10 protein-coding genes and 1 pseudogene are annotated in these 12463 nt (G+C 38.4%); all 11 read left to right on the top strand.

Annotated features, from left to right (window positions below):
- The first annotated feature begins 598 nt into the window (after nt 1-598).
- Entirely contained in the window at nt 599-1477 is an 879-nt protein-coding gene (gene rfbA / locus AC4QJR_RS26495; protein ID WP_496524758.1) for a glucose-1-phosphate thymidylyltransferase RfbA, read from the top strand.
- A gap of 15 nt (nt 1478-1492) precedes the next feature.
- A complete protein-coding gene (rfbC, locus tag AC4QJR_RS26490) occupies nt 1493-2056 on the top strand; it encodes a dTDP-4-dehydrorhamnose 3,5-epimerase (protein WP_496524757.1) in 564 nt (187 codons plus the stop codon).
- Entirely contained in the window at nt 2056-2910 is an 855-nt protein-coding gene (gene rfbD, locus AC4QJR_RS26485) for a dTDP-4-dehydrorhamnose reductase (RefSeq protein ID WP_496524756.1), read from the top strand. The genes rfbC and rfbD overlap by 1 nt, the downstream gene beginning before the upstream one ends.
- Nucleotides 2910-3932: a dTDP-glucose 4,6-dehydratase gene (rfbB, locus tag AC4QJR_RS26480; protein WP_496524755.1), complete on the top strand. Its 1023-nt coding sequence runs from the start codon at nt 2910-2912 to the stop codon at nt 3930-3932. Before rfbD ends, rfbB begins: the two co-directional genes overlap by 1 nt.
- A gap of 480 nt (nt 3933-4412) precedes the next feature.
- Complete coding sequence (locus AC4QJR_RS26475) at nt 4413-4874, top strand: VanZ family protein (protein ID WP_496524754.1); 462 nt, start codon at nt 4413-4415, stop codon at nt 4872-4874.
- 459 nt (nt 4875-5333) lie between these two features.
- Nucleotides 5334-6410 (top strand): glycoside hydrolase family 130 protein, encoded by a 1077-nt coding sequence (locus AC4QJR_RS26470; protein WP_496524753.1) that lies wholly within the window; start codon nt 5334-5336, stop codon nt 6408-6410.
- Between the two features lie 242 nt (nt 6411-6652).
- Nucleotides 6653-7938: pseudogene (locus AC4QJR_RS26465) on the top strand (extracellular solute-binding protein).
- Between the two features lie 67 nt (nt 7939-8005).
- Complete coding sequence (locus tag AC4QJR_RS26460) at nt 8006-8881, top strand: carbohydrate ABC transporter permease (protein ID WP_496524752.1); 876 nt, start codon at nt 8006-8008, stop codon at nt 8879-8881.
- Between the two features lie 31 nt (nt 8882-8912).
- Nucleotides 8913-9788 carry a carbohydrate ABC transporter permease gene (locus AC4QJR_RS26455; protein ID WP_496526752.1) on the top strand — a complete coding sequence of 292 codons (876 nt, stop codon included), beginning with the start codon at nt 8913-8915 and terminating at the stop codon, nt 9786-9788.
- 73 nt (nt 9789-9861) lie between these two features.
- Nucleotides 9862-11715, top strand: coding sequence for a cache domain-containing sensor histidine kinase (locus tag AC4QJR_RS26450; protein WP_496524751.1), 1854 nt, complete (start codon nt 9862-9864; stop codon nt 11713-11715).
- Nucleotides 11687-12460 (top strand): response regulator transcription factor, encoded by a 774-nt coding sequence (locus AC4QJR_RS26445; protein WP_496524750.1) that lies wholly within the window; start codon nt 11687-11689, stop codon nt 12458-12460. Before AC4QJR_RS26450 ends, AC4QJR_RS26445 begins: the two co-directional genes overlap by 29 nt.
- Nucleotides 12461-12463: the final 3 nt, after the last annotated feature.

Here is a 12463-nt window from a genome sequence, read left to right as displayed (position 1 = left end):
AGGTTGGCTAAAACATCATATTTACATTGTATTACTGCGACTTTCTAAAAGATGATTCAATGCAACCAGACAATGTTGAATTACTTAGTGAATTAAAAATTTGGTGGTTAGAAAATAGCATGACATGGGTGTACAGTAGCAAAAATACCTAACGTTGAATGATGTTGATTAGATATTTCAGACATTTCTTCAATTTGAAGCCGCTAAAGATAAGTGATACTTTCATTAGTCTTGCTAAGTTCACTTGGTATATAGCATATCAAGTGTTTATGAAGAAAGAGAGTTACATCCATATAAAACTGCCTTTAAAAAAATAACTCATTATTTTACTTGACTGCTAGTTTATAAGATTTAACAAATGTCACAATCCAAAATAGCAAGTTCTAAAATATCGGAGGCATTGAGATTGAGATTACAAATTTTGTACAACCCCTCAATGAACATCATGTCTCTAATTGACTTTTCTGTAAATGTAAAGGTTGCGGCTTATGGCGAACCCTTCCCTTGATGTAGTAAGAGCCGAGATCGATTTGTAAATTACAGTAGATTTTGTATAAAATTTCAGTAAATGAGATTTTATTAGGGAGGAATTTTAATAATGAAAGGTATAATTTTAGCAGGAGGAAGTGGAACACGTCTCTATCCATTGACGATGGTCACAAGTAAACAGCTATTACCTATATATGATAAACCAATGATCTTTTACCCACTTTCCACATTAATGCTTGCAGGGATCCGTGAAATATTGATTATTTCAACTCCTGAGGATACTCCCCGTTTTGAGGCATTACTCGGAGATGGTTCACAATTTGGTATATCTCTTGAATATAAAGTACAAGAGAGTCCAGATGGGCTGGCACAAGCTTTTATTATTGGTAAAGAGTTTATTGGTAATGACTCCGTTGCTATGATTTTAGGAGATAATATATATTATGGCTCGGGTTTGAGAAAAATTCTTCAAAGAGCTGCTCAAAGAGAGAACGGGGCTACTGTTTTTGGCTACCATGTTCAAGATCCAGAGAGATTTGGCGTAGTTGAATTTGATGAGACTGGAAAAGTGTTAAGCGTTAAAGAAAAACCAGAGTTTCCACAGTCTAATTACGCGATTACTGGTTTATATTTTTATGATAATCGGATTGTAGAAATTGCAAAGAATGTGAAGCCATCTGCCCGTGGTGAATTAGAAATTACATCAGTGAATGAAGCTTACTTGAAGATGGGGGAACTTGAGGTAGAGCTTCTAGGACGTGGCTTTACCTGGTTAGATACAGGTACGCATCAGAGTTTAGTTGAAGCAACAAATTTTGTTAAAACAATTGAAGAACATCAAGGGATAAAAATTGCAGCCCTTGAAGAAATTGCATATATTAATGGCTGGATCGGAAAAGAACAACTATTGGAATCAGGAGAAAAGTTTTCTAAGACAGAATATGGCCAATATTTGTTAAAGGTAGCTAATGGCAGAATAAAGTATTAAAAATGGGGTGTAGTTGTGAATATAGTAGAAACATCTTTGCCAGGTGTGTTAATCATTGAACCCAAGGTATTTGGTGATCACCGCGGCTGGTTTACGGAAACTTATAATGAAATGATTTTTAAAGAAGCTGGAATTCATATTAATTTTGTTCAAGATAATCAATCCTTCTCTGCAGCCAAAGGGACGTTAAGAGGATTGCATTATCAGTTAAACCCAAAGGCACAGACCAAATTGGTTAGATGCACTAAGGGTTCTATTTTTGATGTGGCTATTGATATTCGTAAAGGAAGCCCAACGTTTGGAAAATGGTTTGGATTGGAATTAACCGCAGATAGTAAGAAGCAGTTATTAATTCCAAAGGGTTTTGCCCACGGTTTTATGACGTTAACGGATGATGTTGAAGTTCAGTACAAAGTGGACGAGTTATATGCACCTGATTGTGATCGAGGCATTATTTGGAATGATCCAGCCATTGGCATCGAATGGCCAATAGAAATATCCCCAGTTTTATCTGCAAAGGACGAAAAGGCACCACTCCTTTCCAATGCTGAAAACAACTTTTCTTACGGAGAGTTATAATGAAGATTTTAGTAACAGGATATACAGGTCAATTAGGATATGATGTGGTTCATGAAGGGTTAAATCGTGGATTATACATGATTGGAATCGGCCAAAGGGATTTAAACATCACGGATGAATATGCTGTAAATCAATACGTGAGAGAGCTAAAACCGGATGCTATTATTCATTGTGCAGCGTATACTGCTGTGGATAAAGCGGAGGATGACCAGGAGAATTGCTGGAATGTTAATGTGAATGGGACGAGATTTCTAGCAACTGCGGCCAAAGAAGTAAACGCCAAGTTCATGTTTATCAGCACGGATTATGTATTTGATGGTTTGGGAGAGGCTCCTTTCGTTGAAACAGATACCCCTAACCCAGTTGGATATTACGGAAAAACGAAATATGAAGCAGAAAAAGTAGTCCAATCACTATTATCAGACTGGTTCATAGTCCGAATCTCATGGGTTTTCGGATTGAATGGAAATAACTTTGTTAAATCGATGCTAAGGTTAGCTGATTCTCGTAACGAGCTAAACGTAGTTGGTGACCAAGTGGGATCACCTACCAATACGTTTGATTTAGCCAAATTATTGATGGATATGATTCAAACTGATAAATTCGGGACGTATCATGCCACAAATGAAGGCTTTTGTAGCTGGGCGGAATTTGCTAAGGAAATTTTCCACTTATCAAGTAGGGTAGTAAAGGTTCATTCCATTGCAACGGAGGAATACCCAACAAGAGCCGTGAGACCGAAGAACTCAAGGATGTCAAAGCAGAAATTAGTGGACAATGGTTTTACTCCATTACCACCTTGGCAGGATTCTTTAGAACGATACTTACAAGCATTACAACATGAGGTGAAATAATGAATAGGAAAAAGATTCTAGTAACAGGCGGGGCAGGTTTCATTGGCGGAAACTTTGTTCAATTCATGGTCAATAAGTATCCTAATTATGATATTTATAATTTAGATTTATTAACCTATGCAGGTGATTTAACCAAGCATCGTGAAATCGAAAACAAGGATAACTATCATTTTGTAAAGGCGGACATCGCTGATCGTGAAGCTATCATGGCACTTTTTGTAAATGAAAAGTTTGATTATGTCGCTCATTTTGCAGCAGAAAGCCATGTGGACCGCTCGATTACAGAGCCTGAGATCTTTGTGAAAACCAATGTATTGGGGACTCAAGTGTTACTCGATGCGGCAAAGCAAGTTGGAGTGACTAAATTTGTTCATGTCTCTACAGATGAAGTCTATGGTGAGTTAGATTTCGATCCAGCTACATTCTTTACAGAGGAAACACCTTTACAACCAAATAGCCCGTATAGTGCAAGTAAGGCATCCTCTGACTTTTTAGTTAGAGCTTATCATGAAACATTCGGCTTACCAGTCAATATCACACGCTGCTCAAATAATTATGGACCGTTTCATTTTCCGGAAAAGTTAATTCCTTTAACTATTTCCCGTGTATTAAATGAGGAAAAGGTACCGGTTTATGGCGATGGAAAGAACATTCGAGATTGGCTTCATGTTCTTGATCATTGCGCAGCAATTGACCTTGTTTTGCATGAAGGTGTAAATGGAGAGGTATATAATGTAGGCGGCCATAATGAGCAGACCAACTTAGAAGTCGTTAAAACTATTATTAATGCTTTAGGCAAGTCAGAAGACCTTATCGAATTTGTTGCAGACCGTTTAGGTCACGATAAGCGTTATGCCATCGATCCAACTAAATTGGAGAAATTAGGTTGGAAACCAACTTATACATTTGAAACAGGAATTGCACAAACTATTCAATGGTATATGGATAATAAGTGGTGGTGGGAACAAATCATCAGTGGGGAATATCAGAATTACTTTAAGAAGCAGTATTCATTAAATTAGATAGTTGTATAACGTGTATTCAGCTAAATTGGTATACGTTATTTTTCAAGAAGGGCTAAGTAATACAATATGCACCCTTGTCTTTTGGAAGGCAAGGGTGTCTTTTTTTATACATAGTGGGGCTAGTTTAATAACAGGAAGTGATTGTTGCATAAAAGTCTAGTGGATCGATTAAATAATAGGTGTATGCAGAAGGCTTGAATTGAAGATATAAGTGAGTAAAAAGACTTATTGATTGGGACCATTTTACATCCTATCAACCATTCTTTTATAAAGGACTAACAAAAGAATGGAGAGAAATGAACTCTCTCAATAACCACGAAGCAGATAGGATAGCAAATGACATCTTGAAAATATTGAAATAATCCTAGTCATACATCTTAGATAAGGGGGACTTACATTGAATTGGTTACATAATACCCCCTTGTCTTCAAACTTAAGCATAAGGGATATTTTTAAAATAGAAGGGAGGTTTAATAGATGAATAATAGAAGAGGATGGATCCTAGCAGCGATTCTTTGGATGTCATTAATCTTTTGCTTCACACAGCTTCCGTATTTTACTGGAGAAAAAACATCCAAAGCTATTCAACATGTAGTAGTGAAGGAACACAATACTATACACACACCAAATGCGGACGATGAAGAGATTAATGTGTTGAACCTGATCGTAAGGAAAGCAACACATGTTACGGTATTCGGGATACTTGCTCTATTATTGTTTAAATCTCTTGAAATCTATCGATATTCTTATATTCTTTCATGGGTGCTAACCTTTCTTTATGCGATAACAGATGAATTCCATCAATCATTTATGCCAGGAAGGGTTTCGTCTTTTAGGGATGTCCTATTTGATTCTCTTGGGGCCTTTCTTGTTTTATCATTCATCTTTTTGATTAAAAGAAAGAGAAAGCTAAGTTATTCAACAAAAGTTATCAATTAGAGTGAGAATTTTGCAAGTCGGCTTAATAATGACTAGAACAATCCATGTATACCGTCCTCTGGGCGGTATTTTTTGTGGAACCTTGTATCAGTTCAGATTGAACAAGTGGATTCTAGCATTTTGAAGTTAAGAGCTTGTTAAGATGACACTAAGAGATACTCCCATTGCCCCGAGCAATACCAAAGATTACTTCATAAAGTACTTCATAGATTACTTCAGAGAACCAATGATATGTCATTCTTCCCCTTCCGAACTCCCCAAAAAATATTTTTAATCCCCAGTCCTTTTTTCATAAATAAGCTAATTAGTTTTTGATAAGTTGGAAACGATTGTAGGTGATCCTGTGGATGTTGTTCATGTTTTAATAGGTTAAACAACTGGACAAAATCATATTTTATTGGATATTAACCCTTTTATGAAAACGCTATAATTATTCCTGAAGATAAAGGAGGGATTAGTATGCAAGTGAAAACTAAAATAAATGTTAGAAGAAATGAGCAAAATCCTCTAATTACACCGCAGGATGTGAAGCCTTCTCGGAGTGATTTTACTATTGAATGCGTTTTCAACGCCGGGGTGGCGAGATATAAAGATGAAGTGATCCTGCTGATGCGTGTGGCTGAGAGACCGGTGCAGGTAAATCCTGAGGTTTTACGAGTTCCAGTTTTAGTGGAGAAAGATGGAGAGTACGTTGCGGATGTTTTAGATATTGATAGAAATAATCCTGCCTATGATTTTTCTGATCCACGCAAAGTGAAGCAAATTGATATCGATACGTATGTATTTTTAACATCGATGTCGCATTTACGAATCGCTAGAAGTAAAAATGGTGTGGATTTTGTGGTGGAAGAAAAGCCATTTTTATTCCCAAGCAATCGCTATGAAGGGTTTGGATGCGAGGACCCGCGTATCACCTTAATTGATGATACTTACTATATTAACTATACAGCTGTTTCTGAAAAAGGGATTACAACTGCTTTAGCGAAAACGGAGGATTTTGAGACGGTTGAGAGAATGGGAATTATTTTTGCCACTGAGAACCGTGACGTAACGATTTTTCCAGAGAAGATAAACGGGAACTACTTTGCATTACAACGCCCAGTTCCAAAGCAAATTGGCCGTGCTGAGATGTGGACGGCTGCGTCGCCTAATCTCACACATTGGGGAGAGCACAAGTTTCTAATGGGTGTTGAGGAAGGCTGGCAATCGCTGAAAATTGGCGGTGGAGCGGTTCCTTTTAAAACCGAAAAAGGCTGGGTTGAAATCTATCATGGTGCCGACCGAAACAATCGTTACACCCTTGGTGCGGTGTTGTTAGACTTAGAAGATCCAAATAAGGTGTTGGCAAAAACGAAAGATCCGATTCTTGCCCCTGAAGAGATTTATGAAGTAGAAGGATTTTTTGGCAATGTCGTCTTTACCTGTGGTGTCTTATTTGAAGATGAAATCGTGAAGATTTATTACGGTGGAGCCGATAACGTGATGGCATTGGCAGAGGTCCATATTAATGAAATCTATCGTGCATTAGATATCTAAAAGTGAAAGCCTTTTTACAGGAGTCCTCTGTGAAAAGGCTTTTTTCTATAATCGTAAATTTGTTCGCTGCTACTAAAATTCTATCCTTTCACACAAAATATCTACGATGGAAATTTATTCTTTAATATTTTTTAGATATTATCTTAAATTTTTCGGATTTTGAAAATGAGTGAGAAATTTATAATTAATTTAGAAATGTGGAAAACGTTTTCAAAGAAAGATCTATACGGGGAGGAATAAAAATGTTAACAAAGTGGTTAAAAAAGGGTTTTGCTCTTTCAGTTGTTCTATCCATCCTTTTACTAGCTGCTTGTGGAGGTAATTCTGACAAGCAAGAATCAGCAGATGGTTCGGTGGAGCTTACATTTTGGAATTCATGGTCTGAGGATAGCCCAGAGAATGATGTCATGCTAGAACGAGTAGAAGCATTCAAAAAGGCACATCCAGAAATAAAGTTAAAAATGGAATCTATTCCGCCGGATCAATATAAAACAAAGTTGAAAACACAAGCTGCAGGTAAGCAATTACCTGACATGATTCAAACATGGCCGGGTGCTGAGCTTAAACCATTAGTAGAAGGCGGCGTGTTAATGCCAATCGATGATATCGTTGACCACTGGAAGGATAAAACCATTCCAGCTGATACACTAAAGGATTATGCCGTTGATGGTAAGCAATATGCGATTCCTGGAAACAAAGTTTTCACAAGCATTATTTACTATGACAAAGATGTGGTAGCAAAAGCTGGGTTCAATGAATTCCCAACGACGTATGTGATTTCAAAACATTAGTTAGCAAATTAAATGATCAAGATATTACCCCGATTGCTTTAGGTAACAAGGCGAAATGGCCTTTACAATCTGTTTATATTTCTACCATTGCTGACCGTGTAACTGGAAGCGATTTCTTGGAAAAGGTGTTTGCCGGTGAGAAGAAATTTACAGACAAAGAGTTTGTGGATGCACTTGGTGTCATTCAAGATTTAACAAAGTTAAAAGCGTTTAATAGTGATGCAAATACGATCGATGATAACCAAGCGAGCGACTATTTCCTTCAAGGAAAAGCGGCGATGTTCGTAAACGGAACTTGGGCCTTAAGTGGATTAATTGGCAGCGCACCAGAAGGGAAGAATATTGGTGTTGCAAAGTTTCCTGCGATTGAAGGCGGAAAAGGCGAAGCTGCTGCGATCTCCGGTGTAACTGGCTGGGGTATTGCGTTAAATAGTGAAGTTTCTGATGCGAAGAAAGAGGCGGCTACAACCTTCTTCAAGTTCTTATATGATGAAGAGACGTACAAAAACTTAATGACGATCGGTACTCTTGTCCCTGCTAATGTTGAAGTTCCGGAAGAAACTTCCGCATTATTCAAGGAAACAGTTGAATTAACGAATGGTGGAATTGCACCGGTATATGATGCAGTACTACCTGCTGAAATTACAGATATCATCAACAACGGTTTACAGGCGATTACAATTGGTGAATCAACACCAGAGAAGGTCGCGAAAGAAATGCAAGAAGCAGTGAAATAAGAGTGAATAACCACAAAAGAATCAAGGGGTACATCTCCTTGATTCTTTTGAAAAGGAGGAACTGTACGTGCACATTCTTCAAAGAAATAAGTTAGCCATCCTCATAGGACTAGTCCCCGCTCTACTTATCTATCTCATTTTCAGTATTATACCAATCCTTATCTCGGTCTATTATTCTTTCATGGATTGGAACGGATTCGGATCGATGAAATTTGTGGGTTTACAGAACTTTATCGATATTGCGAAAGACCCTATCTTTTGGAAGTCGGTAAAAAATAATCTATTTGTCGTCATCGCCTCCGTGTTTGGTCAAATTCCGATTGCTTTAGGGTTAGCGCTTTTACTCAGTCGGAAATTAAAGGGAGCGAAGATTTTCCGTACGATTGGGTTTATGCCGGTTGTTATTTCAACCGTGGTTATTTCTTTAACCTGGAATATGCTGTTGAACTCGGAATTCGGTTTTGTTAATCAGCTGTTAAAAGTGATTGGTCTGGAAAGCTGGCAGCAAAACTGGCTGGGTGACCCAAAATTATCGATGATTTCCGTTTGTGTAACGATCATTTGGCAGTTCGTGGGTCTTTATTTCATTATCTTTTTAGCCGCTTTGCAAAATGTTCCTGCTGAAGTATTAGAAGCGGCACAGATTGATGGCGCCTCTGGCTGGAAGAGAACCTTTTTTATTACGATCCCGATGATTTGGGACACGATTATATTAGCTGTGATTCTATGTATCAGTGGTAGTTTAAAAACCTTTGATCTGATTTATGTGATGACGAATGGCGGACCTGCGCATTCAACAGAAGTTATGGCCATTTACATGTACGAAAAGACGTTCTCTTCGATGAAATATGGATATGGAAGTGCGGTATCGCTTTACATTTTTGTCTTTAGTTTAGTGCTGATTTGGGTTTCGAGAATGATATTACAAAGAAAGTCAAAGTAAAGGAGTGAGGAACGTGGAAAAACAATTAGTGATGGGGAAAAGCGTGGCCCCAAAAGTGGGGGAAAATGAACGAAAGTTTCATATTCTTAAAAAGTTGAAACATCCGGTTATTTACCTTGTGCTGATCGTTTTCAGTTTAATTAATGTGTATCCGATTGCTTGGATGGTGATTAACTCCTTCAAGAGCCAGAAGGAATTTTCATTAGATCCGTTTTTCCTTCCAGATACGTGGAGATGGGAAAATTATGTGGATGCTTGGCAGACGGCCCAATTAGGGACATACTTTTTTAATAGTATTTTTGTTTCAGTTCTTTCGGTTATTATTACGGTTTTCTTTGGTGCCTTGGCCTCTTACTTTCTTTCTCGATTTGAATTTAAAATGAGCAAGCTTGTGTATGGTCTGTTTATCTTTGGTATGATTGTTCCCATTCATGCGACACTCGTTCCGATGTTCATCTTGATGCAAAAGCTTGGATTGCTGAATACATCGTGGACGTTGTTATTCCCATATGTAGCGTTTAACTTACCAATTACGATCTTTTTATTAACAAGTTTTATGAAGGCATTTCCAAAGGATATTGAAGAATCGGCCATCATGGACGGCTGTGGTGTCTTTCGGATTTTCTGGTCCATTATATTACCGATGTCTCGCCCAGCGATTGCAACGGTTACGATTCTAAACTTTATTCATTGCTGGAATGAGTTTTCGTTTGCATTAGTTTTAATTAATGATGCTTCGTTAAAGACCATTCCGCTTGGATTGGCAAACTTTGCAGGTCAATATAACACCAACTACACCGGACAAATGGCGGGTTTGACGATGGTCATCCTTCCTACCATTTTACTTTATTTAGTGATGGAAAAGCATTTAGTCAAAGGAATGACGGCTGGTGCGGTAAAAGGGTAATAAAAGGGAAATTTGGAAAGCTAATAGAGTGCTTACCAAAATTGACGGAGTTGTTCCATAGGAGAAGATTTCAATGGTGAGAATAATAGGATGGCTAAAGCATGTCGATCGTCGGTACCGAAACTTAAGCTTAAGAGTGAAATCGATTTTAATTTTTAGTATCGTTGTGCTTTTGCCGACCATTTCTCTCGGCTCTCTTATCTTTTATGAAATGAATCAGGTGTTAAAACAACAAGCTTTTGATTATACGGAAAGAATGCTAGATACGATTGATGATAACTTAACAGCAACAATTCAAGATGTCGAAGATATATCGACGTACATGATTTTTAGCGAGGAATTCCGAAAGTATATGAAGAGTGCGCAGGTGGCCGACGGCAAACCGGCGCAGCAAGACCTTGAAGAAAGCTTAAAGGGCTTTTCTACTTTCCATTTGCTGTCGAAGAATTACATCAATTCCATTTCCCTTTATGGGTCGAATGGAAACGAGCTGGATATGGGTGAACCGATTGCTGTGGATGAAGAGGTGTTGGAAAGGAAAACAGAGGAAGGCAAGGGAGCGATTTTTTGGACGCACGCCTATCCTATTCATAGTTACTGGAAGGGACAGACCAATGTTATTTCCTTATTTCGCGTCATCAATGACATTAACGATATCAATCAACGAATCGGTTTTGTGAAAATCCGCTTGAATGAAGAAGCGTTGTTTCAAACGATTAAGGCTGGAGTACCTCAGGAACAAGGCACGGCCTTCATTTTGGATGAGGAAGGCAGGGTTGTACTTCACGAGAACAAGAAGCTGTTTGGGAAACGCTATCCTGATCCCAACCTTTTAAAGCAACTTACGATCGATTCGAAAAAGACGAGCTTTGTTTATTCCGTAGAAGGTGAGCGGTATTTAGTCGCTGCACGAGTCATTGAACGAAACGGCTGGCAATTAGTCACGATGGTGGACGAAGGTGCGATATTACAGGATCTAAGAGGAATCGGTTATTGGATTATTGTTTTTTTCATTCTTTCTATGGGCCTTGGTGTTCTCGCATTAATCGGTTTTTATTTTACCATTCTCCGTCCCATTATGATTTTGACAGATAAGACAAGACAGGTAGAGCATGGAGATTTTTCAGTCTTCGTAAAGGTCAAGTCGAAGGATGAAATAGGTCGCCTTGAATATCGATTTAATCGGATGGTGGGAACGATTCAACAATTAATAAATATGAAGTATAAGCTGGAAATTCAGCAGCGGGAGTCGGAACTAAAGGCCTTACAAAACCAAATTAACCCACATTTTCTCTACAATACGCTTGACATGATCCGCTGGACGGCTCGAATGGAAGATGCAATGGAAACGAGTCGATTAATCGAGCTGCTCTCAAAGATGTTCCGAATTAGTTTAAGTAAGGGTAAGATATGGATTCCTTTAAACCAGGAACTATTGTATGTAGAAAGCTATTTGGAGCTTCAGAAGAAACGATTAGGTAAAAAACTCTCTTATCAGATGAATGTGGGAGAGGACACAAAGAATGTTCTGGTAATGAAGCAAATTCTACAGCCCTTGGTGGAAAACAGTATTGTACATGGTTTTAAGGGGTTGAAAGAAACAGGTCATATTGAACTGAACAGCTATGTTGAGGACCAGAATGTCATCATTGATATCAAGGATAACGGTGTGGGACTGGATGTCGATCGATTCAATCAATGGTTACGAGAAGGCAGGGTTAAGGAAGAGGCTGGCTTTGCTTTATCGAATGTAAATGACCGGCTGGTGACGGCATTTGGAACAGAGTATGGACTCCACTTTATCAAGCATGACGGAGCCGGAACGTGGGTTCAGATGAGAGTGCCGCTACTTTTCAACAATGAGGAAGTAAAGATACTAGAAAGTTTAGGTGAGAGTCATGAACATCAACCTATTAATCGTCGATGATGAACCTATTATTACACAGGGGTTACGGTATACGATTCCTTGGGATACTTATGGAATCAAGGTAGTAGGCGAGGCGGAAGACGGGGAAGAAGCACTAGAGATTCTCAGGAAGCAGCAGGTGGATATTGTGCTCACCGATGTGAGAATGCCCGTAATGGATGGGATTGAACTCGCGAGAACCATCAATGAACAAATGCCGCGTACGCGTGTCATTATTATTAGCGGCTATGATGAGTTTGAATATGCAAGAGAAGCTATACGTTTTGGCGTGAAGGATTATTTATTAAAACCTGTGGATATTGATGAACTGCTTGAAAGGGTTAACAGTCTGAAACGGGAGATTATCGCAGAGAAAGAAGCTAGCCGTAATCTCGAAAATACCGTATTGCAGGAGGTAAAGTTAGAAAATGAATGGAAAAAGAGCTGGATGGTAGAGAAAGCGAAAGAGTATATCCAGGCTCATTTTCACGAGGATTTAAAGGCATCAGAGGTGGCAAATGAGATGCATATTACCCCTAATTATTTCAGCATGATTTTTAAAAAAGAAATGGGTAAATCCTTTAATGAATATTTAAATGATTTAAAAATTGAAAAAGCCAAGCATTTACTCATTAACACATCTGATCGCGTGTTTGAAATAGCGAAAGAGGTTGGCTATAAGGAATACAAGTACTTTGTGCAGGTATTTCGGAAGAAAACAGGGATGACACCAACGGATTTCCGTGACTATATCGGGTCTAACTAAGGA

The sequence above is a fragment of the Neobacillus sp. BP17 genome (assembly GCF_059579525.1).
This window is presented reverse-complemented; position numbering and strand designations above follow the sequence as displayed.

Coding starts and splice junctions, on each gene's coding strand:
- AC4QJR_RS26470 (WP_496524753.1), top strand. CDS start 5,334: ATGCAAGTGAAAACTAAAATAAATGTTAGAAGAAATGAGCAAAATCCT.
- AC4QJR_RS26475 (WP_496524754.1), top strand. CDS start 4,413: ATGAATAATAGAAGAGGATGGATCCTAGCAGCGATTCTTTGGATGTCA.
- AC4QJR_RS26445 (WP_496524750.1), top strand. CDS start 11,687: ATGAACATCAACCTATTAATCGTCGATGATGAACCTATTATTACACAG.
- rfbA (WP_496524758.1), top strand. CDS start 599: ATGAAAGGTATAATTTTAGCAGGAGGAAGTGGAACACGTCTCTATCCA.
- AC4QJR_RS26455 (WP_496526752.1), top strand. CDS start 8,913: ATGGGGAAAAGCGTGGCCCCAAAAGTGGGGGAAAATGAACGAAAGTTT.
- rfbD (WP_496524756.1), top strand. CDS start 2,056: ATGAAGATTTTAGTAACAGGATATACAGGTCAATTAGGATATGATGTG.
- rfbB (WP_496524755.1), top strand. CDS start 2,910: ATGAATAGGAAAAAGATTCTAGTAACAGGCGGGGCAGGTTTCATTGGC.
- AC4QJR_RS26450 (WP_496524751.1), top strand. CDS start 9,862: ATGGTGAGAATAATAGGATGGCTAAAGCATGTCGATCGTCGGTACCGA.